Source organism: Nesterenkonia sp. F (genome assembly GCF_000220985.1).
Lineage (GTDB): Bacteria > Actinomycetota > Actinomycetes > Actinomycetales > Micrococcaceae > Nesterenkonia.
In genome coordinates this window covers 1-24,799 of record NZ_AFRW01000086.1, presented here as the reverse complement: position 1 = coordinate 24,799, position 24,799 = coordinate 1, and the positions used below count along the sequence as shown (strand labels likewise).

Genomic DNA, 24,799 nt, shown 5'->3' with positions numbered 1-24,799 from the left:
GAGACGAGGGTCCACCTCAGCGACGGGCGCGGACCCGGCCCTCCCGGGAGTCCTGGTCGTAGGTGTAGACCTCCGCGCCGTCGATCCACGTGCGCAGCGCCCGGTTGCGGGTGTCCAGCGGATCTCCGGACCAGAGCACGACGTCGGCGTCCTTGCCAACCTCCAGCGACCCGACCCGATCGGCGACGCCGAGCACCTCGGCGGGATGGATGGTGACCGCCTTCAGCGCCTCGGCGGGATCCATCCCCTCGCGCACCGCCAGGGCGGCCTGGTGGACGAGGAAGTCGATCGGCACCACCGGGTGGTCGGTGATCAGCGAGACCTTCACCCCGGCCGCGGCGAGGATGCCGGGCGCGGCGGGACTGCGCCGGCGGACTTCGACCTTGCTGCGCGAGACGATCATCGGCCCGTAGAGCACCGGCACGTCGCGCGCGGCGACGACGTCGGCGATCAGATGCGCCTCGGTGCCGTGGTCGAGGACCAGCCGGTGGCCGAACTCGTCGGCCACGCGCAGCGCCGTGGCGATGTCGTCGGCGCGGTGGCAGTGCTGCCGCCAGGGGATCTCGCCGCGCAGCACCTGTGCCAGGGCCTCCGAGACCAGGTCAGTCTCGCGCTCCGACTCGGGCTTGGCCATCCAGCTCCGGGCCGCGGAGAAGGCCCGCCGCTGCGTCAGCGCGACGCCGAGACGAGTGTTCGGCGTCCGCTTCTGCTCGCCGTGGACCCGCTTGGGATTCTCGCCGAGCGCGGCCTTGAGCCCTGCGGGCGAGCGCAGCACCATCTCGTCGACGAGGCGCCCGTGGGTCTTCAGCGCCACCGTCAGTCCGCCGATCGGGTTCGCCGAGCCGGGGTTGACGTTGACGCTGGTGACGCCGCCGGCCAGCGCGTCGTCGAAGCCGAGGTCGTCGGGATTCACCGCGTCGATCGCCCGGGCGGCGGCGGTGACCGGGTCGGTGGTCTCGTTGGTGTCGTCCCCGGCCCAGCCCTCGCCCTCCTCGTGGACGCCGAGGTGGACATGCGCGTCGACCAGGCCCGGCAGAACCCAGCCGCCGGAGGCGTCGACGACCTCGTGGCCGGCCGGGACCTCGACGTCGGGGCCCAGCGCGGCGATCCGTCCGTCGGTGACCACCAGCGCGCCGTGGAACGGCTCGGCGGTGACGGGGACGATGCGAGCACCGGTGATGACGTAGTTCCGTGGAGCAACCATGTATAGAGCCTACCCGATCCTGAGTGGACGCGGCTCAGCTTCACGGACGAGCGCAGTTGCAGTCCGACAGACTCCTGGGTACGGTCCGGAAGTGGCGGCGGCCACGGAGCCGACCCCGCAGCGGGAGCCTGGTCGCCGTCGACTCGACACGAATGGAACGTCTGCGACGAGACAGGAGGTCGACCACATGACGACGACCGTCCAGGACGTGACGGATCTCTACCCCACCCGCGACGGCGAGCGCACTCGCGTCATCGAGCGCCGGGACCCCGTGGTCCAGGGCAGCGCCGAGCAGGGCCCGATGGACGCCGAGACGCTGCGCGGCTTCGATGCGAAGGGCTATCTGACCATCGACGAGCTGATCACCGGCGAGGAGCTGGAGCTCTTCCGCGCCGAGCTGAAGCGGCTGTCCGAGGACCCCGAGGTCAAGGCCGACGAGCGCACCGTCGTCGAGGCCAAGTCCGACGAGGTCCGCTCCATCTTCGACATCCACCGCAGCAACGAGATCTTCGCCAAGATCGCCAACGACCCGCGCGTGGTCGACCGCGCCCGGCAGATCCTCGGCTCGGACGTCTACATCCACCAGAGCCGCATCAACTACAAACCCAGCTTCGTGGGCAAGGACTTCACCTGGCACTCGGACTTCGAGACCTGGCACGCGGAGGACGGCATGCCCACGCCGCGGGCGGTGTCCATCTCCATCTCGCTGACCGACAACTACTCCTACAACGGCCCGCTGATGATCATGCCGGGCTCGCACAAGCACTACATCAGTGCCCAGGAGAAGACGCCGGAGGACAACCACAAGCAGTCGCTGGTCATGCAGGGAGCCGGCGTCCCCGACCCGGAGACGCTGACCGAGTTCGCCGACCGCTTCGGCATCGACGTGCTCGAAGGCCCCGCCGGCGGCGCGGTGATGTTCGACAGCAACTGCATGCACGCCTCGAACGGCAACGTCACCCCGTACCCGCGGTCGAACGTCTTCATCGTCTACAACTCGGTGGAGAACACCTGCGTGGAACCTTTCGCCGCGCCGAAGCCGCGTCCGGAGCACATCGCGAGCACGGACTTCACCCCGGCCGGCCGCTGATCGTCGACCGATCGACGCCGACTGACCTGCGCCGAGCGATCGACGACGGCGAGACCGTCGCCACCCTGCCTCACCGGGCATCCTCCGCATGCGTCCGACGATGCGACGCGGCCGGAGCTGACAACCGCATACACGGCTCAAGGAGCTGAGCTGGGATGCACTGCACCAGGTCTCAGTGAGATGAGCAGGGCGATGGCCCCACCTCGTGCGCAGGTGGGGCCATCACTGGTTCGTGCGCCGCGTCCGCCTCAGCGGGGGCGCTGCAGCTCGATGACCAGGTCCATGTCGTCGTCGGGGGCCAGCCGATTGCGGTCCTCGGCTCCGCAGACGGTGCAGCGGTGGATGAGCACGAATCCCTTCTTGCCGGAGTGGTCGACGCTGACCGGCTCCATCACCGCACCGCAGTCGGCGGCCCGATCGGCCGGGGGCGACGTCGACGTGGCGGGACCACAGGCAGTGCGGACAGTGATTGCGGTAGCTGCCGCCGGACTGCCGCGACACGCGCCGCCGACAGTGGCCGCAGTCGAAGCCGGTGTTCTCGGCCTCGCGACTCACCGGTCCGCTCCCCCGCCGCCCTCGCCGGCGTGCGGCGCTCCGGCGTGCTGGGCCATGGCTGTGGAGTACAGGCAGACGGTGGCCGCCGTGGCGACGTTCAGCGACTCGGCCCGACCGTAGAGCGGGATGGAGACCCGGGCATCGGCCAGCGCCTTCTGCCCCTCGCTGAGCCCGTGGGCCTCGTGGCCGAAGAGCCACAGCGCCGGCTCGCCGGGACGCTCGACGTCGGTCAGAGCGAGCTCGCCGGCGCCGTCGGCGGCGAGCACCCGGGTGCCCTGGGCGCGGACGAACGTCACGAGATCCCCCGGGTCGATGCCGACGAAGAGCGGCAGATGGAAGTGCGAGCCCGCCGCGGCACGGACCACCTTCGGAGCCCAGGGATCGGTGGTCCCGGGGCCGAGCACGCCGACGCCGGCTCCGGCGGCGTCGGCGGTGCGGATGATGGTGCCGACGTTGCCCGGGTCCTTCAGCCCGAGCAGCCCGGCGGCCAGGCGCGCCGGCTCGTGGTCCTGCTGGACGACGGCGGAAGAGCCGTCCGGCCGGCGGACCGGTCCGGACGAGGACCAGCCCGCGAGCACCGACTCGAGCCCGCCGACGTCGTTCCCTCGCGGGATCCGCCCGACGGCGACCAGCCCTTGGGAGGTCTCGGCGTCGCCCATCGTCGCGAGCACCTCCGCAGTGGCCTCCCGCAGGAAGAACTTCGAGGCGCGCGGCACCGGGTCCTGCGGGTCGAAGAGCAGTCCGCGGGCGCGGTCGAGCAGCGCCTGGACGTCGGGGTGGCCTCGAGCGCCTCGGCGGTGAAGAACAGCGCGTCCAGCTGCGGCAGCGGGCCGACGTCGGCGCCGTCCTCCCAGCGCCGCAGCCACAGCGCCAGCGCCTCGCGCACCGGCTGCGGACCCTCGGCCAGGAAGCGGCCCTGCTTCCGCCGGCCGGCTCGAGTGGCCAGCGCGGCGATCTTCTTCACCCGGTCGGCGCCGGGGTTGGTCAGCACATCGGTGTCCATCATGGCGTCCATTCTTCCTCACTGGCGCGGGTGTGCGGCGGGGCGGTCGCCCAGCACGACGACGGCGCCCGCCCCCTGCCGAAGCAGGGGACGGGCGCCGTGGTCCGACCGGCCGCGTCGAGCGGGGCCGGCCGCAGATGCTGCGAGAGTCGGGCGACTCAGGCGCGGGCCGCGTTGACGTCCTGCGGCAGGGCCTTGCGCGCGGTCTCCACCAGTGCGCCGAACGACTGGGCGTCGGAGACGGCCAGCTCGGCGAGCATGCGACGGTCCACCTCGACGCCGGCGGCCTTCAGGCCCTGGACGAAGCGGTTGTACGTCATGCCGTGCGCACGGGCGGCAGCGTTGATGCGCTGGATCCACAGGCGGCGGAAGTCGCCCTTGCGCTTCTTGCGGTGCTGGTAGTTGTAGGTGAACGAGTGCAGCAGCTGCTCGTTCGCCTTGCGGTACAGGCGGGACCGCTGACCGCGGTAGCCGGAGGCCCGGTCGAGGACCTTGCGGCGCTTCTTGTGGGCGTTGACCGCCCGCTTCACACGTGCCACGTGATTCTCCTTGAAGTCGTCGGGGCCGAGCCCCGTGCTCCCCCGCCCGTCCGGCGCCGGCTCCGGCCCGGATGCTTCGGGCGGCGCGACCGCGTCGGGGCGGCGGGGGCTGTCAGTCTTCGTTCGCTGTGAGGATGCGGCCGGGCCTCAGGTTCCGCGGCGAGGCCGCGGAACGACGGCGCCGGCACGGCGGGATCCGCCGTCCGGGGGAACGGACGCTCAGATGCCCAGCATGCGCTTGATGCGCTTCTCGTCGGCCTTGGTGACGATCTGGTCACCGGCCAGACGGCGCGTCAGGCGCGAAGACTTGTGCTCCAGGTAGTGGCGACGGTTGGCCTGCTGGCGCTTGATCTTGCCGGAGCCGGTGAGCTTGAAGCGCTTCTTGGCCCCGCTGTGGGTCTTCATCTTCGGCATGGTGCCGTTCTCCTTACATCGTCCGGACCTGCTGCGCCTGTGTCGGGCCATGCCCGACGGCGGCACAGAGGTGGGGCCGTCCGGGATCGCCGGGCCGACGTCGTCGACCCTGCGGCGCTCCCACGGCCCCCTTGTCAGAGGATCGGCAGGCTCGCGGCCTCAGTCGTCGCCCGTCGAGGCGGACGCACGCGGACGCAGGGCCTGCCGAGAACCCGAAGAGACAGTCTACGCCATCATCGGCGCGACGTCCTCCCCGGGACGCGGACGGGCCCGGATCCGAGTGTCCCCGGGTCCCGACCCGTCGATGCCCCGTCCCCGCCCCGGAGGGTCGGGCTCAGAGGTCCTTCAGCTCGTCCGGCAGGTAGTCGGCCATCGAGTTGGACAGCGGCTTGGCGTCCTTCGGCTCCGTGGAAACGCGCTCCTTGTTCTTGCGCGCCCGGCGGGACTCGCCCTTGTCCTTCTCCGCGTCGTCCTTGTCGGCGGCCTCGGCGGCCTGCTGCTTCTTGTTCTCAGCCTTGGTCTTCAACGGGCCGATCACCATGACCATATGGCGACCGTCCTGGCGCGGCGTCGACTCGACGGCGCCCAGGTCTTCGAGATCGTCGGCGACGCGGCGGAGCAGCCGCACGCCCATCTCGGGGCGCTGCTGCTCACGTCCGCGGAACTGGATGATCGCCTTGACCTTGTCGCCGGCGCTGAGGAAGCGACGCGCGTTGCCGACCTTCGTCTCGTAGTCGTGCTCGTCGATCTTCAGCCGGAAGCGGACCTCCTTGAGGACCGTGGCCGTCTGGTTCTTCCGAGACTCGCGCGCCTTGACGGCGGCCTCGTACTTCCACTTGCCGAAGTCCATCAGCTTGCAGACCGGAGGCTTGGAGCGAGGGGCCACCTCGACGAGGTCCAGATCCGCCTCGGAGGCGAGTCTCTGGGCATCCTCGATCCTGACGATGCCCACCTGCTCCCCCTGAGGCCCTACCAGGCGGACTTCCGGGACACGGATCCGTTCGTTGATGCGTGGTTCGCTGATCTGTCTAGCTCCTGTGTGAGGCGATGGCAGTGGTGTCGATGGGGTGCCGCGATCGCGGTCGCGCGCACATCCAGACTATGACAAGCTTACCAGCATGCAGAGTGAGCAGAACAACCGGGAGGGCGCCGCCGACGCGGCCGGCGAGGCGGCGGCCGAGGCCTCCTCCGCCGACGGCCTGCAGCAGGCGGTCGACCAGCAGGCTCGCGACATCGCCGAGGTGCCGGCCGTCGAGCTGATCAACACCGTGTCGGTGCACCTGATGAGCGCCGCAGCGGTGAAGACCGGACTGGCCGAGGACGATGAGGCGGCGGCCATGAAGGACCTGGACGAGGCGCGCAAGCTGATCACCGCGCTGGCCGGCCTGGTCACCGCCGCCGCCCCGGAGGTCGGCTCGCAGCATGCGATGCCCCTGCGCGACGGGCTCCGGTCGCTGCAGCTGGCCTTCCGCGAGGAGTCCTCGGTGCCCGACGCCCCGGGCCAGGGCCCGGGCGAGAAGTGGACGGGCCCGGTCAGCTGACCACGGCGCCCGCCGTCCACGACGCCGGTCGCCGCCGCGACCAGCGGCTCAGCGCCGCCGGTCGCGGCGGCCGGCCTCCAGCCAGCGCTGGGTGGGCCCGACGTAGCCCAGCACCAGCGCCGCGGCCGCCGGGAGCATCAGCAGCAGCCCGATGACGAGCACGCCCTGGGCCAGGTAGCTCACCGAGACGATCACCAGCAGCAGCTCGATGACCATCGCCGGAGTGCGCGCCCCGGGCGCTCCCTGGAAGAGGCCGAAGCCCAGCAGCACCAGCGCGACGGCGGCGAGCAGATATACCACCAGCATCACCGCCGCGCCGACGGCGTCGAGCACCTGGGCCTCGGAGCCGAAGAAGGACCCCAGTGAGGTGAAGGCCGTGGCCGCCCCCTGGACGAAGAGGATGAGGAACAGGAGCCACACCGTGACCGGTCGCGCCCGCGCCCGGGTGAAGGGTCGCGGCCGGCCGTCGGCGTGGAAGTCGGGCTGGATGGAGTCCTCTGAGGCCATGGATCCATTGCACCATGCACCGGACCGCTCCGCGCCGCGACGCCCTGCCGGGAATCGACCGACGTCGGCTGATCCCCGGCACGAGCGGCTCGGCGGCGCGCGGCGCGCGCCGGCCCGGAGCCGCGCGAAACCTCGTCTGTGCTGTGAGTAATTCCACATGGTTCCGAGCAGATTTCCAGGATCGGGGATCTTGTTTGCACCTTGTTAACGTGTCAGCCTTGAACACGTACTGATCCGGGAGCGCAGTCCCCGCATCGCCTCGTTGCACCTGTGCGGTCGTGCCCGCGGCCGCATCCGAGCTTCTCTGCGCCCCGGTCGGCGGCACCGCCTCCCTGGCGACTTCACGGTCTCGGGTCGAGGTCCCGCCACAGCCTGACACCCGAGTGATCTCGCCCCGAGTGGGCGCCTAGGAGCAGTGATTCGCATGGATTGGCGCAGTCGAGCCGCCTGCCTGGACAAGGACCCCGAGCTTTTCTTCCCGGTGGGCAACACCGGTCCGGCTCTCCTGCAGATCGAGGAGGCCAAGAGCGTCTGCCGCCGCTGCCCGGTGCTGGACACCTGCCTGCAGTGGGCCCTGGAGACCGGCCAGGACGCCGGCGTCTGGGGCGGCATGAGCGAAGATGAGCGGCGTGCGCTGAAGCGGCGCGCCGCCCGCGCCCGCCGCGCCTCCTGATCAGCGAGGACTCGCCGAGCAGCTCTCCGGCCGCCCCGCGGCCGCCGCACGGGTGAAGACCCCCGCCGCCTCGAGCGACGGGGGTCTTCCCATGCGCCGGCGACGCGCCGCTCAGCCCGAGACCAGCGGCGCGTGGAGCACCACCTTCGTGCCCGGCCGGGGCTCCTGCCCCTCGCCGCGCACCCACTCGATGCCTCCGGAGAGCTCGCCGCGGACCAGGGTCTCCACGATCTGCAGCCCGAGGCCGGGCGTCCAGTCCTGCTCCGGGACGCCGACGCCGTCGTCGACGATCTCCAGATCCAGCCGCCGCCGTCCTGCGGCGTCGGCATAGCGCGATGCCCGCAGCTCGACGGTCAGCGGCGCGTCGTCGTCGAGCGTCCCCAGCCCGTGCTCGACGGCGTTGGCCACCACTTCGGTGACCACCAGCGCCAGCGGCGTGACCATGTCCGGCGGCAGCTGCCCGAAGCTGCCCGTCAGACGAGTGACCACCGGTCGCTCCGACTGGGCCATCTCCGCGGCCAGATGCAGCTGTCGGCGCATCAGCTCGTCGACGTCGACGCTCTCCTCCAGCCCCTTGGAGAGCGAGTCGTGGACCATCGCGATCGTCTCGACCCGGCGCATCGCCCGCCGCAGCCCCCCGCGGCCCTCCTCGCCGTCCATCCGACGGGACTGCATCCGCAGCAGCGCCGAGACCGTCTGGAGATTGTTCTTCACCCGGTGGTGGATCTCCTTGATCGTGGCGTCCTTGCTCATCAGCTGCCGGTCCCGACGGCGCAGCTCGGTGACGTCGCGGCAGAGCACCAGGGCGCCGAAGCGCTCGTCGTCACGGTAGAGCGGCACCGAGCGCACTGTGACCACGGCGCCGTGGGCCTCCAGCTCGGTGCGGCTGGCCCTCTTCCCGGTGAGCAGCATCGGCTGGGTCTCGTCGACGGTCACCCCGGTGGCCCGCTGCAGCTCGGCGCCGATGCCGGCCAGCGACCGGCCCTCCAGCGAGTCCGCGACCCCCAGACGCGAGAGCGCGGAGATCGCGTTCGGACTGGCGAAGGAGATCCGCCCTTCGGCGTCGAGGCGCAGCAGCCCGTCGCCGACACGGGGCGCGCCGCCGGAGCTGTTGAACTCGTAGGGACCCTGCGGCCAGCGTCCCTGCACGATCATCGTCAGCAGGTCCGCCGCGCAGCGCCGGTAGGTCAACTCCAGCCGCGACGGAGTGCGCAGCGCGGCCACCGAATAGTGCAGGGTCACCACCGCCAGCGTGCGGCCGCCCCGCAGCACCGGCACCGCCTGCACGCGCATCCGCGCCGGCGCGGGCATCCCCTGGTCGGAGGAGTTGGTCTCCACCTGGTGCTTCCAGGCGCGGGCGACCATCGGCTTCAGGTCCGCCCGGATCCGGTCGCCGACGACGTCCCGGTGGACCACCGTCTGGGTGGTCGACGGCCGGGCCTGGGCCAGGGCGATGAAGGAGCGCTGCTCCTCGTCGACGAAGCCCGCCTCCGTGGGCGGGAACCAGAGCACCAGATCGGAGAAGGCCAGGTCGGCCAGCATCTGCCAGTCCCCCACCAGATGATGCAGGTGGTCGGCGTCGCCGTCGCGCAGATGCCGGTGCCCCCGCAGAGGATCGTCGAAGACCGCCACTGATCAGGCCCCGATCATCCCGCGCAGGTGGCGCAGCAGCACGGTCAGCGAGGCGACGTTGTCGCGGCTGACCTGGTTGACCTCGTCGACGAGCTTCTCCACCCGGCTGATCTTCGCCTCATGGGCCTCCCGCCAGCTGAGCAGCCGCGTCTCGGCGTCGCCGGGCTCCGTGGTGGTCAGCACCGACTCGGTCACCTCGCGCACCGCCCGGTACAGCTCGTCGCGCTGGGCGCCGCGGGCCAGCGCCTGCCACTTGTCCCGGCGCGGCTGGTCGGTGATGCGCACCAGCAGCGCGTCGATGTCGAACTCGGCGTAGACGGCGAAGTAGACGTCGGCGACGTCGGCCGAGTCCACCGCCAGCTCGGCAGACAGTGCCGCGATGTCCAGCAGCGAGAAGCTCTCGAAGACTTCGCCGACCCAGTCGGCCAGCTGCTCGGGCATCCCGGCGGAGCGGGCGGCCTCGCGCTTGGCCGCCACCCGACGGCGGTCCTCCTCGCGCAGGTGCTCCTCCAGCCGGCCGTAGAGCGGCCGGATGTGCTCGGCGAAGGCCTCGACGTCCTCCTGCACGGAGGTGCCGCGGGCGGCATGATTGACGAACCAGCGCACCGCCCGATCGAGCAGCCGGCGCATGTCCAGGTAGGTGTGCGCCCACTCGTCGCGCGGGAAGCTGACCGGCAGCTCGCGCATCGCCGCGTCGAACTCCCCGAGCCGGAACAGCTCGCGGACGGCGACGAAGGCCCGCACGACCTGCTCCTCGGTCGCGAACGTCTCCTCCATCGCGCGAAAGACGAAGGTCGCTCCGCCCATGTCGACGACGTCGTTGGCGACCTCGTTGGCGATGATCTCGCGCTGCAGCGGGTGACGCGGCAGCTGCGAGGCGAAGCGGTCGGTGAGCGCCGACGGGAAGTACTCCTCCAGCGTGGCGGTGAACCACTCGTCGTCGGGCAGCGAGGATTCCACCAGCGCGCCCTTGAGCTGGATCTTCGACCAGGCCACCAGCACCGCGAGCTCCGGAGACGTCAGCGGCTCCTCGGCGTCGCGCCGGGCGGCGAGCTGATCGTCGGTGGGCAGACCCTCGAGCTCGCGGTCCAGTCCGACGCTCTCCTCGAGCCAGCCCATCAGCCGGTGGAAGCTCGGCGACCAGTCCCCCAGCCGGTGACGGTCGGTCAGCAGCACCACGTTCTGGGCCCGGTTGGTCTCCAGCACCAGCTCGGCGACCTCCTCGGTCATGCCGTGCAGCAGCTCGGGCCGCTCGGCGGCGTCGAGGTGGCCGGAGGCGACCAGCTGGTCGACCAGGATCTTGATGTTGACCTCGTGATCCGAGCAGTCGACGCCGGCGGAGTTGTCGATCGCATCGGTGTTCAGCCGCACGCCCTGCTGGGCGGCCTCGATGCGGCCGGCCTGGGTCAGCCCCAGGTTCCCGCCCTCGCCGACGACCTTCGCCCGCAGCTGCCGGCCGTCGACGCGCACCGCGTTGTTCGCCCGGTCGCCGACGTCGTCGTGGCTCTCCTCGGCCGCCTTCACATAGGTGCCGATGCCGCCGTTGTAGAGCAGGTCGACCGGGGCCTTCAGCAGCGCGGCGATCAGCTCCGGCGGGGTCATCTGCTCGACGTCGGCGGGCAGGTCGAAGCGCCGCCGCATCGGCTCGCTGATCGGGATGGTCTTCGCAGTGCGGGAGAAGACGCCGCCGCCGGCCGAGATCAGGCTCTCGTCGTAGGCGTCCCAGCCCGAGGGGCGCTCGGCGAAGAGCCGCCGCCGCTCGGCGAAGCTCGCCGCGGCGTCGGGGTCCGGGTCGATGAAGATGTGCAGATGGTTGAAGGCGGCGACCAGGCGGATGTGCTCGGAGAGCAGCATCCCGTTGCCGAAGACGTCGCCGGCCATGTCCCCGATGCCGACGACGGTGAAGTCCTCGGACTGGGTGTCGTGACCCATCTCGGAGAAGTGCGCCTTCACCGACTCCCAGGCGCCGCGGGCGGTGATGCCCATCTCCTTGTGGTCGTAGCCGACCGAGCCGCCGGAGGCGAAGGCGTCGCCGAGCCAGTGGCCGTACTCCTGCGAGATCTCGTTGGCGGTGTCGGAGAAGGTCGCAGTGCCCTTGTCGGCGGCGACGACCAGGTAGGGGTCGTCGCCGTCGTGGCGGACGACCTCGCGCGGCGGGACGATCTCCATGACGCCGTCGCGCTCGACCTGGTTGTCGGTGACGTCGAGCAGTCCGCGGATGAAGGTCCGGTAGGCCGCCTTGCCGGCCTCCATCCACTGGGCGCGGCCGACGGACTGGTCGGGCAGCTGCTTGGGGTAGAAGCCGCCCTTGGCCCCGGAGGGCACGATGACCGCGTTCTTGACCATCTGGGCCTTGACCAGCCCCAGGACCTCGGTGCGGAAGTCCTCCTGCCGGTCCGACCAGCGCAGCCCGCCGCGGGCGACCTTGGCGAAGCGCAGATGCACGCCCTCGACGTCGGGGGCGTAGACGAAGACCTCGTGCGCCGGCCGCGGCTCGGGCGCCGAGTCGACGCGGTCCGGGGCGATCTTCAGCGCCACCCGGACATGGCCCTGATGGACGTTGGTCCGCTCCGTGGCGTCGATGAGGTTCAGGAAGGTGCTCAGCACGCGGTCGGCGTCGAGGGTGCGGACCTGCTCGAGGGCGTCCAGGACCTCCTGACGACGCCGCTCCATGAGCTCCTCGCGGTCCTCCGCCGGCGTCGGGTCGAAGCGAGCCTCGAAGTGCCACACCAGCGCGAGGGCGACCTCCGGGTTCTGCCGCAGCGTCTCGGCGAGGAAGTCGTAGGAGTGCGCGCTGCCCAGCTGGCGCATGTACTTCGCGTAGGCCCGCAGCACGGTGACCGTCCGGATGTCGAGCCCCAGGCGCAGCACCAGTCGGGAGAAGACGTCGGACTCGGCGGTGCCGCGCAGCACGTGCGAATAGGCCTCCTCCAGCAGACCGATGTCCACGGAGTCCGCGTCGAGTCCCTCCGGGTACCCCAGTCCCAGGTCGTAGAGATGGAAGACGGATCCGTCGCCGCAGGTCAGCGTGTAGGACCGCTCGTCGAGGATGGACAGGCCGAAGTCGTCGAGCACCGGCAGCGTCTCGGTCAGCGTCTTCGGCTCGGTCAGGTAGAGCTTCAGCCGCATGTCGGCGGGATCCTCGCCGCCCGGCGCATAGAACTGCATCCGCGGGCCGTCCTCGGGATGCGCCTCGAGCTGCTCGAGCTCGGCGATGTCGACCAGCGCGTCGGGCACCTCGTAGAGCACCCGGTAGTCATCGGGGAAGGCCTCGCCCCAGCGCGCGGCGATGCGCTCGGCCTCCCCCTCGGAACGGCTCTCCGCCGCCTCCTGGGCGATGCCCTCGGCCCAGGAGCGGATGGTCCGGGCGAGCTTCGCCTGGAGCTCCTCGACGCTCAGCGCCATCTCCGCGGCGTCGTCGGCCAGCCGCATGCGGAAGAACAGCCGCGCGAGCACCGATTCGGTCAGCCGCACGTTGAAGTCGATCGACTCGGCGTCGATGTGCCGCATCAGTTCGTCCTGCACGCGCAGCCGCACCGCCGTGTTGAACCGGTCGCGGGGCATGTAGAGCAGCGCGGTCATGAATCGTCCATGGAGGTCCTTGCGGAGGAACAGCTTGATCCGCCGCCGCTCCTGGAGCTGCAGGATCTGCCAGGCGGTGTCCTCGACCTCCTCGATGTCCATCTGCAGCAGCTCGTTGCGCGGGTAGGTCTCCAGGATCTGCAGCAGATCGGCCCCGGAGTGCGACTCCGGACTGAAGCCCGAGCGGCGCAGCAGCTGGTCGGCGCGCGAACGCAGCAGCGGGATGTTGACGATGGACTGGGTGTAGGCACGCTGGCTGAACAGCCCGACGAAGCGCCGCTCGCCGGCGACGGAGCCGTCGGAGCCGAAGGTCTTCACCGCGACGTAGTCCATGTAGGTCCGGCGCCGGACGGTGGAGCGGATGTTGGCCTTGGTGATCACCAGTGCCCGCTCCCGCTCCGTCTCCGCGACAGGCTCCCCGTCGGGGGCCCCGGGGCCCCCTTCGTACGCCGGCTCACGATGCAGCGCCTCCAGTCCATGACGCTCGGCGAGGATCCCCAGCGCACTGTCGGGCTGCGGGACGAGCTGGGCGCCGTCGGCGGAGTCGCGGTCGAGCACGTACTCGCAGTAGCCGAGGAAGAGGAAGTTGCCGTCGGCCATCCAGTCGAGGAGGTCCGCCGATTCCGCGGACTCCTCGATGCTGTCGTTCTCGCGCAGCAGCCCCGCCGCGCCGCGGGCGCGGCCGGCCATCCGGTCCTGGTCACGGTGGCTGGCGGCGACGTCGCCGATCACCCGCCGCAGCCCCTCGGTGAGTTCGCCGGCCCGAGCCTCGTCGATCGGATGGTCGATGTCGACGGCGATCCAGGACTCCACGGCGGTGCGACGGGACTCGTCGTCGACGAGCGCGGCGAGGTCGGGCAGCGTCTGCGTGTCGCCGGAGGACATCCCCGGCTGGGCGGTGGGCACCTCGCGGACGGCGAGCAGCTCACCGGCCGTCGCCTCCCGCGTGGTCAGCACGATCGGGTGCACCACCAAGGACATCGCCAGGCCGTGCCGGGAGACCTCGGCGGTGACCGAGTCGACCAGGTGGGGCATGTCGTCGGTGACGACCATGGCGATGCTGCGCCGCTCGCCGACGACGACGGCGGCCTCCGGGGCGGCATCGGTGCGCCTGCCCGCCAGGCGGAGATGCTCCTCGACGCGGACCCGCTGGTCGGCCCGGCTGACCGTCCGCAGATCGTCGGAGGCGACGTGCGCGAAGTATGCGCTCCGCAGCGTCTCCACCTCAGAGTCGTCGCGCGTCCAGAGAACTGTCTCGGCCATGTGCCCCTCGCTCACTCGGATGTGCCGCGGCTCAGCAGTGCGGAGCCGGACCACGTCGTCCAGGTTCCGAGCCTCACCCTATCGCGTCCGCCGCGTGAGCCCGAGCGTCACCGCGACTCGGCGCCGGCTTCCGTATCGGCGTCCGTGTCGGCCTCCGCACGCGCCGGCGCGCTCTTCGACGCGGCCGGCCCCGAGGCGGCGGAGCCGCCGTCGCCCGCACCCGCCGACCCGTCGTCCGCGGCGGCCGAATCCCGGGACGTCGCCTCGACCGACGCGGCCTCGGAGGACTCGGAGGACTCCGCCCTGCGCCGTCCGCCCCGTCCACGACGCGCCGCGCGGCGCCGGGAGCGCCGCTCTCCCCCACGAGGCCGGCCGAAGAGCCCGCGCCGCCGCTCGGGCAGCACCACTCCGGCCAGCGCGGCGATGCCGCGACGCAGCTCCGAGCCCGGGGCGGCCTCCGCCAGGACCTGCCCCCGCAGCAGCGCGACGTCGCAGGCCTCGCGCTCCCACGGCAGGTGCCGGATGATCGTCGCCGCCGCGCCCCAATGGGCCCAGGCCTCGGCGATCTGCTCCTCCGGCGACCGTCCGACCGCCTGCGCGCGCAGCTGGTTGATCACCACCTGCGGCTCCGGCGCCTCCGGCACCAGCAGCCGCCGCTCCTCCAGGGACTTGACCAGCCGCGGGAAGCTGACCGGGTCGGCGGCGCCGACGGCCAGCACGGTGTCGGCCTCCTCCAGCGCCGCCACCGCAGCGGCATGCCGCTGCGGGGCGAAGGTGTCATAGGTGAGATCCTCGTCCTGTTCGATCGAGGCGGAGACGTCGACGACGACATGGTCGTATTCGTCCCGCGCGATCCGCAGCACCTGGCGCAGGCCGCGCTCGCGCAGCTCGCGCCAGCGGTCGGCCCGCGGCAGTCCGGTCAGCACGTGCATGCGCCAGCCGGCGACGTCGACCAGAGTGACGATCCGCCGCAGCCGGGAGGAGTCCAGACGCCCGAGATCCGCCTGACGGCACGCCTGGGCGAGCCCCGCCGATTCCTCGATGAGGCCGAGCTGCACCGCCGCCGAGGCGGCCACCGTGTCCGCGTCGATCAGCAGGACGCGGCGTCCGGTGCCCGCAAGCTCGGCGGCCATGTTCACCGCGGTGGTGGTCCGGCCCGGGCTTCCCGGCGCACCCCAGACCACGGTGATGCCCCGCACCGGGGAGTCGGACGTCTCGGACGGGGGCTCCTCGGAGTCCGACCCCTCGCCGTCCTCATCGGCCTCGCCGCCGTCGAGGCCGTCGACGCTCTCCTCGATCCGCGGACCGGTCGCTCTGGCGGAGGCCTCGCCGTCGTCGCCGTCTTCCTTCGCCGCCCCGCCGAGATCTCGGGGGACGACGTCGGCTCCGGCGGCATCGGCGGCGTCGAAGGCATCGGCGGCCGGACCCGAACCGGCATCGGCCGGCGCGGCGCCCGCCGCCGGATCGCTGCCGTCCATGCCGCCCCGACCGGGCGGGGTGTCGCCGGCCTCCGCCTCGGGGGAGTCCTCCGGGTGCTCCGATCCCGCAGGACCGCCCCCGTCCTCCGGATCCGACGGACCCTCGGCGGCGACCAGCGCCTCGAGCTCGGCGTCGAGCTCCTCCGGCGGCTCGACCTCCTCGCCGCGCAGCGCCGGGACGAGCAGATGGACGTCGATCTCGTCGGGCAGGGCCGTGATGCCCAGCGCGGCCAGCCGTCGCCGCTCGTCGGCGAGGTCGGAGATCGCCACCACGACGACGCCGTCCTCGTGCAGCTCGGCCAGTCGGCTGTCCGTCAGGTCCTCGGTGCCGCCGATGATCAGCGCCGCATCGGCGCGCCCGGCCCGGGCGGCGGCGACCAGCTCGACCAGATCGGAGCAGCGGCGGTCGACGGTGACGTCACTGTGAAGACCTTCGATCGCGGCGATGTGGTCCTGGTGGAGATGTCCGGTGGTGACGACCGAGCAGCGCCTCACTCGGATCCCTCCCCGCCGGAGCCGCCGCCGGAATCATCGGAACCGTCCGCGCCCTCGTCGGCCCCGCCCTCCACCATCTCCTCGGCCCCGGGCTCCGGCGAACCCGCGGGGAGCACCGAGACGACGGCCTGGGAGCTGCCGGCGGCGAGGATGTCCGGAACCTGGTCCGGATCCACCAGGATCTCGACCTCCAGCGCCGACTGCGCGCCGAAGGTGGAGCTGGACTCGGAGATCTCGGAGACCTCGGCGCCGGCGGTCAGCTGCTCGACGGTGGCCTCGTCTCCGGCCATCCTCCCGGGCGTGGCCTCCCAGACGTCGACCAGCCGGCCGGCCTCCACCGCCTGGGCCAGCGGGTGCTCCACCGTCAGCGTCATCGCCTGCCGTCCCTGCGGATCAGCGTCGTCGACCGCCCGTCGCGGGACCAGCTCGCCCTCCTCGACGACCGAGACGAACTGCTGCTCGGCGGACAGCTCCTCGTCGGCGAGCAGGTAATCGTCCCGGACCTCGTCGATCTGCACGTTGACCACGCGCAGGTCCTCCTCGTCGACGGACTCGCCCACGCTCAGCGTGTGCGCGGCCGCGTAGACGGGCGTCGTGCGGTCCTGGGCCGAGACCAGCGCGACCACGCCGGCCACCGAGGCCAGCACGATCACGATCCCCACCAGCAGGCGCGGGTCCTTCCAGCTGGGTCGCTTCAGCCGGTCCGCGGCCCCTTCGGCCGCCCCCTTCATCTCAGACGTCATGCGTTTCCTCGCGTCGCTCTCCGGGCCGGGACCGCCCGTCCCGGCTGTGCACCAGGACAGGGTAGACGACTGGAGGCGGTGCTGACCCATCGTCGAGCGCCGACTGTGGAAAACCCAGGTCGGCACGGAGCCTGTGGATGAAACATCCCGTCGTCGCGGCCGCTGTGCCACAATCGATCACGACGGACGAATGCGGAACGATCCGCATCGTCCGACCACGAATCACATGAAACGCGCCGATCCCCGGCGATCGGCGGCGACCCGACGGAGGTATCCGATGCGCCGCTTCCTGACCCTCCCTGATGTGGCCGAGGTGCTCAACATCTCGATGGATCAGACCCGGAGCCTGGTGCGCAGCGGGGAGCTCGAGGGCATCCAGGTCGGGGGCCGCGGCCAGTGGCGCGTGGAGGAGGCCAAGCTCGACGAGTACATCGAGCACCAGTACGCCCTCCAGCGCCAGGCGCGCGAGCAGCGCCGCCACGAGTCGACGACCTGACGAACCGCCTCACATCACCGGACCGTCCTCACTGCGGACCAGCGTGATCGCCGACAGCGGCACCGTGCGCAGTCCGTGCCCCTCGCGCGCCCGCGGCGTCTCGCCGGGACGCGTGCGCGCGACGTCGACGTGGTCGCGCCCGACGGCGGCCAGCAGTCCGGTGGCCAGCACGTCAGCCTGCGCGGAGAGCAGCGAGACCACGGCACGGTCCCGCCCCAGCGCCCGCAGCGCACTGGTCATGCGCAGGCGCCGTCGCGTCGGCGAGGTCTCCTCCTGCGCCCGCCGCGGGAGACCGTCGACGGCGAGCACCGCCTCCAGCGGCACCAGCACGCCGACGTGCCCCTCCGCGCCGGCCAGCCAGTCCTCCCCCACGGTGTCCACGTCGACGACCATCGAGCCGGCCCCGGCGACGATCATGCTCACCCGCTCGCCCCGCTGAGCCCGCAGCCGGTCGGCGAAGGGCACTGTCGCGCGCTCGGCGCGCACCGCCTCGGCGATCTCCCGGTCACGCTCCTCCGCGGCGCCGGCCTCCCACTGGGCCTCCAGATCGGCGAACAACGCATCCCAACGCATCTCCTCGGCCTCCCCTCCCGCCTCGCCCCGGTCCCGGGCGACGCGCTCGACGGTGCTCGCGCGCCGTCCGGCCGGACGCGGCGAGGCACGCATGATCCCGTGCAGTGGACATCATGACGCATCCGCACCGCGATCCGCGCCTCACCGACCCCGAGGCCCCTCCCGGCTCGCCCGGCGGCGCTGACCAGGACGAACGCCTCTCCGTCAGGACGATCACCAGGACACGCTCAGATATCTCCATTCGGACTGATGTCCACCAAATCGCATCAAACCGCATCATCGGTGTACAGTCTCCATCACGACGGCTGCTCGCCGAGGAAGTTACCGTCGCCGTCCTATGAGGAGAAGGAGCTCGCCGATGTCCGCGATCCATGCACCGGTCCCGTCGCCGGTCGCCGGCCGCCCCGCCCCCTCGCGGGCCTCCGCCGCCGACGTCGTGCTGACGCTGCTGGTCGTGGTCAGCGGCCCGCTGCTGCTGGTGCTCGGCGCCGTGCTGATGTCCGGCGCCGAGACCTCCGCGGCCCGCCTGCTGCGGCCGGAGCCGTCCACTCTGCAGGTCTGGGGTGCGGCCCTCGAGGAGCAGCGGCAGGCGCTCACCGTCGGAGACCTGCAGGCCGTCGAGGAGCTCATCGGCCTGCTGTGCGTCGCACTCGGCGTGCTGCTGGGCCTGCTCGCCGCACTCTCAGTGGCCGCCACCGCCCTGCTGCAGCTCAGTCGGCGCGTCGGCGTCCGGCGCGGCACCGCACTGCTGGAGCTCCTCTCCCCCGGCTTCATGCGGCGCGCGCTGGTGGTCGCCCTCGGCGCCCAGATGGCCGTCATGGGCACCGTGGCCGGCGTCTCGAGCTCCGTGACCTCGCAGACGACGATGCCGACGGCCACCGCCGCCCAGGACGACCAGGATCGCGACGCCGGCGGCGAGACCCCCGACGCCGAGGACGCGGAGGCCGGCTCGACGACGGCCGCGGACTCCGAGCTGGTGGCCGACCGTCTCGAGGACTCCCCGGACCCGCTGTTCGCTCCCGCACCGTCCGCCGACGAGGACGAAGGTTCCAGCGCCGACGACGCGGCCGACGACGCCTCGACCGCCGAGGCCGACGCCCCGTCGGACGGCTCGTCGGACAGCTCGTCGGAAGGAGCCTCGGGCCGTTCCTCCGAGGAGTCCGACGGGACGGGCGGGCCGACGACTCCGCGGCCGGCAGGGTCCCAGCGGACGGCGTCCCCCGAGCCCGGGGATCGGCTCACCGGAGGCCAGGTCCGCACTGCCGCCGACGAGGCCGACCATGTGGTCGTCCGTTCCGGGGACACGCTCTGGAGCATCGCCGCCGAGCACCTGGGCGACGAAGCCTCCGACGCGCAGATCGCGGCCGAATGGCCGCGCTGGTACGCCGCCAACCGGGCGACGATCGGCGACGATCCGTCCCAGCTGCTGCCCGGCATGGTGCTCGAGCTGCCCGACGACGCCCCCTCCCGCAGCTGAGCTCCGGGACGGCGCCCCGCCCCACGACCGACACCGACTGAGCACGACTGAGCACGATCGATCGCCGCCGACGGAGAGCCCGCGACGGCCGAACGAAAGGACGAGCCGATGACTGCGACCGCCCTCGAGAACCGGACCGGAGCCGACGAGCCGGGACGTCGCCGCATGCGGCGCCACGTGCGGATGCCCCACGGCGACCCGCTGATCCGTCACGACGCGCGCCTCGCCGGCGAGCCCGCCGGCGAGCGTCCCGGGCCGACGCCGGTCGATCCGCTGGCCGCCCGGCGCAGCACGGCCACGCCGACGCTGCTGCGCCAGCTGGAGGGGTCGGCGGAGTTCGCCGCGACCGTCGCAGCTGACGGCGACCGGCGCCGTCCGACGCGGATGGCCGGACTGCGCGAGGAGCGGCGGCAGATCGTGGCGATCTCGCGCATCGTCTGCCAGGCGACGATGGAGTCGCTGAGCGGCGCCCGGCCGGTCCGGCAGATGCAGCGCTGGCTGGAGGCCTGCGTCTACCAGAAGGTCTGCGAGCGGGCTGAGCTGATGGCCCGGCGCCGCGTCGACGGTCCGGGCGAGCAGGCGCCCGCCCCGACCCCGCGGCCGCTGGAGATCCGGCAGGTCCGCGCCGACCATGTCGAGGGCGGAATCTGGGAGGCCTCGGTGATCTTCACCGAGGACGCCCGCACCCGCGCCTGTGCGATGCGTCTGGAGGCCCACCGCGGCCGCTGGCGCGTGGTCGCCCTCGAGATGGGCTGAGCTCCGTACCGGACCGCGGACTCCATCCGGGGCCGGACCTCCTCCGCCACGTCGGCGACGGCCGCCAGGGCGGACGGAGTGCGCAGCGTGATCTCGACGACGGGCACGCCGTCAGAGGCGAGGGCGCGCGCCACGGGCCCGGCGTGCGCACGCTCGCGGATCTCGGCGACCGGGATGAGCGGTGAGGCGTCGAGCGGGCCGAAACCCCCGCCTCCGCATGGCGAACGGCGCCCGGCACCCTCGAGGGTGCCGGGCGCCGTCGTCGTGCCGCGGGCGGAGACTCCGCGCGCTCAGCGCGTCGGGCGGGTCTCGGTGGTCGAGTCGCCGGTCTCGCTGGGCGCGGTGTACTCCAGCTCGGAGTCGTCCTCGCCGCTCGGCTCATCCTCCATGCCGGGCACCGAGACCTGCTGGTCGGCGGAGTCGCCCGTGCTCTCCTCCGCACCGGGCCGCGCGGCGACCTTCACCTGCGGCGACGCAGTGCGCACCTCGGCGTTGAAGAGGTAGCGCACCGAATCCTCACGGATGGTGTCGGCCATCGTCTGGAAGAGCTGGTAGCCCTCCCGCTGATACTCGACCAGCGGATCGCGCTGGGCCATCGACCGCAGGCCGATCCCGGACTTCAGGTAATCCATCTCATAGAGGTGCTCCTGCCACTTCTCGTCGATGACCGAGAGCAGCACGCGGCGCTCGAGCTGGCGGATGGCCTCCTCGCCGAGCTCGTCCTCCTTGTTCTCGTAGGCGACCTTCGCATCGGAGATGATCTCACGCTTGAGCATCTTCACCGTCAGCTGGTCGACGCCGCCGGCCTCCTCGACGATGTCCTCGATCGTCAGCGCGATCGGGTAGAGCCCGGAGAGCTCCTCCCACAGGGTCTCCAGATCCCAGTCCTCGGAGGAGTTCGCGGTGGTGTGCTCGTCGATCATCAGCCCGACGGCGTCCTCGATGAAGTGCTGGACCTTCTCATGGACGTCGTCGCCCTCGAGGATCCGCCGACGATCGGAGTAGATCGCGTGGCGCTGACGGTTGAGCACGTCGTCGTACTTGAGCACGTTCTTGCGCATCTCGGTGTTCTGGCCCTCGCGCTGCTGCTGGGCGTTGGCGATGGCGCTGGAGACGAACTTGTGCTCGACCGGGATCTGATCGTCCATGGCCTTAGAGTTCATGATCCGCTGGGCGGCGGCCTGATTGAACAGGCGCATCAGGTCGTCGGTCAGCGAGATGTAGAACCGGGACTCACCGGGGTCGCCCTGACGGCCGGAGCGTCCGCGCAGCTGGTTGTCGATGCGGCGCGACTGGTGGCGCTCGGTGCCGAGCACGTAGAGCCCGCCGAGCTCCCGGACCTCGTCGCCCTCGGTCTCGGCCTCCTCCTTGGCCTTCTCGAAGACCTCGCGCCACTTGGCCTCGTACTCCTCCGAGTCCTCCACCGGGTCCAGCCCCAGCTTCTCCATCTCGTGGACGGCCTTGAACTCGGCGTTGCCGCCGAGCATGATGTCGGTGCCGCGGCCGGCCATGTTCGTCGCGACGGTGACCGCCCCGCGGCGGCCGGCCTGCGCGACGATCGCGGCCTCGCGCTCGTGGTTCTTCGCGTTGAGGACCTCGTGGCGGATGCCGGCCTTCGCGAGCAGCTTCGACAGGTACTCGGACTTCTCGACCGACTCGGTGCCGACGAGCACCGGCTGCCCCTGCTTGTTCCGCTCGACGATGTCCTCGAGCACGGCGTCGAACTTCACGACCTCGTTCTTGTAGACCAGGTCATTGTGGTCGGTCCGCTGGCGCGGCTTGTTCGGCGGGATCGGGACCACGCCGAGCTTATAGGTGGACATGAACTCGGCGGCCTCGGTCTCGGCCGTGCCGGTCATGCCCGAGAGCTTCTCGTAGCTGCGGAAGTAGTTCTGCAGCGTGACCGTCGCCCGAGTCTGGTTCTCGGGCTTGATCTGCACGCCTTCCTTGGCCTCGATGGCCTGGTGCAGGCCCTCGTTGTAGCGTCGCCCCTTGAGCATGCGCCCGGTGTGCTCGTCGACGATGTGGACCTCGCCGCGGACGACGACGTAGTCGGTGTCCCGCTTGTAGAGCTCCTTGGCCCGGATGGCGTTGTTCAGGTACTGGATCAGAGTCGTGTTGCGCGACTCGTAGAGGTTCTCGATGCCCAGATAGTCCTCGACCTTGTCGATCCCGGACTCGAGCACTCCGACGGTGCGCTTCTTCTCGTCGACCTCGTAGTCGGCGTCCTTCTCCAGCTTGGTCACCAGCGTCGCGAAGTCGGAGTACCAGCGGGAGATGCCGCCGGTCGCGGCGCCGGAGATGATCAGCGGGGTGCGCGCCTCGTCGATGAGGATCGAGTCGATCTCGTCGATGATGGCGAAATGGTGCTCGCGCTGGACCAGGTCGTCCAGCGACTGGGCCATGTTGTCGCGCAGGAAGTCGAAGCCGAACTCGTTGTTCGTCCCGTAGGTGATGTCGGCGGCGTAGGCCTCGCGTCGCTGGGCCGGCTGCATGTCGTTGGTGATGGTGCCGACGTTCAGCCCCAGGAAGCGGTGCACACGACCCATCAGCTCCGACTGGTACTTCGCCAGATAGTCGTTGACGGTGATGATGTGCACGCCCTTGCCGGTGAGCGCGTTCAGGTACGACGGCAGCGTGGCGACCAGCGTCTTGCCCTCACCGGTGCCCATCTCGGCGATGTTGCCGTGGTGCAGCGCGGCGCCGCCCATGACCTGCACGTCGAAGTGCCGCTGGCCCAGCGTGCGATCAGCGGCCTCGCGGACCGTCGCGAAGGCCTCGGGCAGCAGGGAGTTCAGCGATTCGCCGTCGCGATGCCGCTCCTTGAAGCGCTCGGTCTCGGCACGCAGCTCGGCGTCGGACAGCTCCTTGAACTCGTCCTCGAGAAGGTTGACGGCGTCGGCCTGCGACCGCAGCGTCTTGAGGATCTTCTTGTCCCCGGTCTTGAGGATTCGTTCGAGCAGAGTAGGCACAGCCGGTTCTCCATCAGGTTCGTACTGGGGCACGGCCCCGACGCCGACGCCGCCGACACCGGCCGGCGCGCCGCCGACGTCGCCCTCGACGCCCGGTCCGGACGCTGTCGCGCACTCGAGCCGTGTGTTGAGGGCCACGCGGGAGCCTCGGTCAGTCTACGCCGTCCGTCTCAACTGTGCCTAAAGGTTCCCCGCATCCTGTCTCGACGTCGGCCGGACGGCGCGAGCCCGGCACGCGGCAGGGATCCCGTCCCGGCCGGTCCCGTCGGATCAGCCGCCGGACGGACGCCGGGGCCCGGACCGTCGCGGTCCGGGCCCCGGCGGGACGCCCCTCCGGCGCCCGTCCTCAGGTCAGGCGACGCCGACTGCGGCGTGGGTCGTGCCGTTCTCCGGACGGTAGGAGCGCTCCTCGGTGACCTGGGCCTCGATCGCCTGCTCGCTGTCCAGCGAGATGACGCCGTAGGTCCAGCCGCGCCGGCGGTAGACCGCCGAGGGCTGGCCCGTCTCGGCATCGATGTAGAGGAAGAAGTCGTGACCGACCAGCTCCATGGCGTCGACGGCGGCGTCGACGCTCATCCGTTCGGCGGGGAACACCTTCCGACGGATCTTGATCGGCGCGTCCCAGTCCTCCTCGGCGGGCGGGGCGTCGTCGGCCTGTTCGGCCTCGAGCACCTGCTCGTACAGCGGGCGATCGGTCGACACCGGTTCCAGCCCGGCCATCGCTGTCGCGACGTCCGGAGCGCCGTTGTGCCGCGGCGCGTGGGCCCGCGACTTCTTCTTGTCGCGCTGCCGGCGCAGCCGCTCGGTCAGCTTGTTGAACGCGATCTCGAAGGCGGCGAACTTGTCACCGGCCTGCGCCTCGGAGCGCACCACCTTCCCCCGGCCGAACACGGTGAGCTCCACGGTCATCGTCGTCTCGCTGCGCCGATGGGAATTCTCCGCGACGACCTTCACCTCGAGTTCGTGGCCCTTGTCGGCGAGCTGGTCGATCTTGCCGACCTTGTCCTCGACATGCTCCTTGAAGGCGTCGGGGATCTGGATGTTGCGTCCGGTGTAGCTGACCTGCAGGGTCATGGTGACCTCCTCGTGTCCGATGACAGCACAACGGTCGATCGGGCCACTCGTCCCGTCGCCGCTGCGATGGGACCCATCGTGAAGATTCCCATACTCCACACTAGGACGATTCTGGGCCGGCGTCACCCGATCCGCGCGACGAATATCCACGCCTCACCCGGCCGGATCTCCCTCGGCCTGTTCAGCCGCCGACGAGGGCGGCGCGATCCCAGGCGGCGGCCTCAGAACCGGGTCGCCGACGGCGCGACCGGCCGCGGCGCGGCCGCGAGCACCGCCGCCCCCAGCACCCGCGCTCCGGCGGCCTCGAGCTCCCGATGCATCTCCGCCAGCGTCGCGCCGGTGGTCAGCACATCGTCGACCAGCAGCACCTCCCGGCCGGCGAGCGCCGCGGTCGCGCGCCGGGGGACCCGCAGGCTGCCGGCCAGCCGCCGTCGGCGCTCCCGCGCGCCGCGAGCCTTCTGCGAGCCCCCGGACAGCGACCCGACGAGGGTCGCCCGACGACGCAGCAGGCCGGGGGCGGCCGGCCGCCCCGCACGGGCGAGCAGGTGCTCGACGGGATCGATGCTGCGACGCAGCCGCGAGGTCGCCGACGGCGGCGGCACCACCGGCACCACCGGTTTCGCCGGCTTCCCCCGTTCCGTCGGCGGCCGGGCGCCGTCCGCGCCCGCGCAGGCACGGCCGTCCTCGGCCGCGCCGGCACGCCGCAGCGCCGCCTCGACGGCGCGGCCCAGC

At 71.5% G+C, this 24,799-nt stretch carries 20 protein-coding genes and 2 pseudogenes; 6 read left to right on the top strand and 16 right to left on the bottom strand.

Going from position 1 to position 24,799, the window contains the following annotated elements; translation table 11 throughout:
• Positions 1-16: 16 nt before the first annotated feature.
• Entirely contained in the window at positions 17-1,204 is a 1,188-nt protein-coding gene (locus tag GU5_RS0107205; protein ID WP_010524907.1) for an amidohydrolase, read from the bottom strand.
• Between the two features lie 187 nt (positions 1,205-1,391).
• Here GU5_RS0107205 and thpD point away from each other — a divergent pair, with 187 nt between their 5' ends.
• Positions 1,392-2,294 (top strand): ectoine hydroxylase, encoded by a 903-nt coding sequence (gene thpD, locus GU5_RS0107200; protein ID WP_010524906.1) that lies wholly within the window; start codon positions 1,392-1,394, stop codon positions 2,292-2,294.
• Positions 2,295-2,542: 248 nt separating this feature from the next.
• On the opposite strand, the pseudogene GU5_RS15895 reads toward thpD, so the two are convergent.
• The 5 genes and pseudogenes from GU5_RS15895 to infC form a co-directional block, all read right to left on the bottom strand.
• Positions 2,543-2,795: pseudogene (locus GU5_RS15895) on the bottom strand (RNHCP domain-containing protein).
• 50 nt (positions 2,796-2,845) lie between these two features.
• Positions 2,846-3,715 (bottom strand): TrmH family RNA methyltransferase, encoded by an 870-nt coding sequence (locus GU5_RS15890; RefSeq protein WP_369750464.1) that lies wholly within the window; start codon positions 3,713-3,715, stop codon positions 2,846-2,848.
• Positions 3,716-4,010: 295 nt separating this feature from the next.
• Positions 4,011-4,391 (bottom strand): 50S ribosomal protein L20, encoded by a 381-nt coding sequence (gene rplT / locus GU5_RS0107185; RefSeq protein WP_010524903.1) that lies wholly within the window; start codon positions 4,389-4,391, stop codon positions 4,011-4,013.
• A gap of 219 nt (positions 4,392-4,610) precedes the next feature.
• Positions 4,611-4,805, bottom strand: a complete 195-nt coding sequence (gene rpmI, locus GU5_RS0107180; RefSeq protein WP_010524902.1) for a 50S ribosomal protein L35 — start codon at positions 4,803-4,805, stop codon at positions 4,611-4,613.
• A 334-nt stretch (positions 4,806-5,139) separates the two neighbouring features.
• Positions 5,140-5,781, bottom strand: coding sequence for a translation initiation factor IF-3 (gene infC / locus GU5_RS0107175; RefSeq protein WP_369750465.1), 642 nt, complete (start codon positions 5,779-5,781; stop codon positions 5,140-5,142).
• 142 nt (positions 5,782-5,923) lie between these two features.
• On the opposite strand from infC, the gene GU5_RS0107170 reads away from it, so the two are divergent.
• On the top strand, positions 5,924-6,346 hold the full coding sequence (locus GU5_RS0107170; RefSeq protein ID WP_010524900.1) for a DUF1844 domain-containing protein: 423 nt from the start codon (positions 5,924-5,926) through the stop codon (positions 6,344-6,346).
• Positions 6,347-6,394: 48 nt separating this feature from the next.
• Here the strand turns inward: GU5_RS0107170 and GU5_RS0107165 are convergent, their stop codons facing one another.
• Entirely contained in the window at positions 6,395-6,853 is a 459-nt protein-coding gene (locus GU5_RS0107165) for a hypothetical protein (protein WP_010524899.1), read from the bottom strand.
• Between the two features lie 424 nt (positions 6,854-7,277).
• Here GU5_RS0107165 and GU5_RS0107160 point away from each other — a divergent pair, with 424 nt between their 5' ends.
• Positions 7,278-7,526 (top strand): WhiB family transcriptional regulator, encoded by a 249-nt coding sequence (locus tag GU5_RS0107160; protein WP_010524898.1) that lies wholly within the window; start codon positions 7,278-7,280, stop codon positions 7,524-7,526.
• Positions 7,527-7,637: 111 nt separating this feature from the next.
• Here the strand turns inward: GU5_RS0107160 and GU5_RS0107155 are convergent, their stop codons facing one another.
• From GU5_RS0107155 to GU5_RS14520, 4 genes are all read right to left on the bottom strand, one after another.
• On the bottom strand, positions 7,638-9,158 hold the full coding sequence (locus tag GU5_RS0107155; protein ID WP_010524897.1) for a sensor histidine kinase: 1,521 nt from the start codon (positions 9,156-9,158) through the stop codon (positions 7,638-7,640).
• Positions 9,159-9,161: 3 nt separating this feature from the next.
• Positions 9,162-14,003 carry an NAD-glutamate dehydrogenase gene (locus GU5_RS0107150; RefSeq protein ID WP_010524896.1) on the bottom strand — a complete coding sequence of 1,614 codons (4,842 nt, stop codon included), beginning with the start codon at positions 14,001-14,003 and terminating at the stop codon, positions 9,162-9,164.
• A 107-nt stretch (positions 14,004-14,110) separates the two neighbouring features.
• On the bottom strand, positions 14,111-15,976 hold the full coding sequence (locus GU5_RS14525; RefSeq protein ID WP_010524895.1) for an AAA family ATPase: 1,866 nt from the start codon (positions 15,974-15,976) through the stop codon (positions 14,111-14,113).
• Positions 15,973-16,719 carry a hypothetical protein gene (locus tag GU5_RS14520; protein WP_050806622.1) on the bottom strand — a complete coding sequence of 249 codons (747 nt, stop codon included), beginning with the start codon at positions 16,717-16,719 and terminating at the stop codon, positions 15,973-15,975. Before GU5_RS14520 ends, GU5_RS14525 begins: the two co-directional genes overlap by 4 nt.
• A 277-nt stretch (positions 16,720-16,996) precedes the next feature.
• On the opposite strand from GU5_RS14520, the gene GU5_RS0107135 reads away from it, so the two are divergent.
• Entirely contained in the window at positions 16,997-17,215 is a 219-nt protein-coding gene (locus GU5_RS0107135) for a helix-turn-helix domain-containing protein (RefSeq protein WP_010524893.1), read from the top strand.
• 9 nt (positions 17,216-17,224) lie between these two features.
• Here GU5_RS0107135 and GU5_RS0107130 read toward each other — a convergent pair whose 3' ends face one another.
• Entirely contained in the window at positions 17,225-17,881 is a 657-nt protein-coding gene (locus GU5_RS0107130) for a hypothetical protein (protein ID WP_010524892.1), read from the bottom strand.
• Between the two features lie 265 nt (positions 17,882-18,146).
• Here GU5_RS0107130 and GU5_RS0107125 point away from each other — a divergent pair, with 265 nt between their 5' ends.
• Together GU5_RS0107125 and GU5_RS17585 are read left to right on the top strand one after the other, a co-directional pair.
• The gene (locus GU5_RS0107125; protein WP_010524891.1) at positions 18,147-19,265 is read left to right on the top strand and encodes a LysM peptidoglycan-binding domain-containing protein; all 1,119 of its coding nucleotides are present in this window, start codon (positions 18,147-18,149) and stop codon (positions 19,263-19,265) included.
• A gap of 108 nt (positions 19,266-19,373) precedes the next feature.
• Positions 19,374-20,021 (top strand): Rv3235 family protein, encoded by a 648-nt coding sequence (locus GU5_RS17585; protein ID WP_010524890.1) that lies wholly within the window; start codon positions 19,374-19,376, stop codon positions 20,019-20,021.
• A gap of 47 nt (positions 20,022-20,068) precedes the next feature.
• Here GU5_RS17585 and GU5_RS17880 read toward each other — a convergent pair.
• The 4 genes and pseudogenes from GU5_RS17880 to GU5_RS14515 form a co-directional block, all read right to left on the bottom strand.
• Positions 20,069-20,197, bottom strand: a pseudogene (locus GU5_RS17880) (keto-deoxy-phosphogluconate aldolase); the annotation flags it as partial.
• A gap of 114 nt (positions 20,198-20,311) precedes the next feature.
• Positions 20,312-22,993, bottom strand: coding sequence for a preprotein translocase subunit SecA (gene secA / locus GU5_RS0107115; RefSeq protein ID WP_010524889.1), 2,682 nt, complete (start codon positions 22,991-22,993; stop codon positions 20,312-20,314).
• A gap of 351 nt (positions 22,994-23,344) precedes the next feature.
• Positions 23,345-24,067, bottom strand: coding sequence for a ribosome hibernation-promoting factor, HPF/YfiA family (gene hpf, locus GU5_RS0107110; protein ID WP_010524888.1), 723 nt, complete (start codon positions 24,065-24,067; stop codon positions 23,345-23,347).
• 221 nt (positions 24,068-24,288) lie between these two features.
• On the bottom strand, positions 24,289-24,799 hold a 511-nt coding region (locus GU5_RS14515), incomplete at its 5' end, for a phosphoribosyltransferase family protein (RefSeq protein ID WP_029514101.1).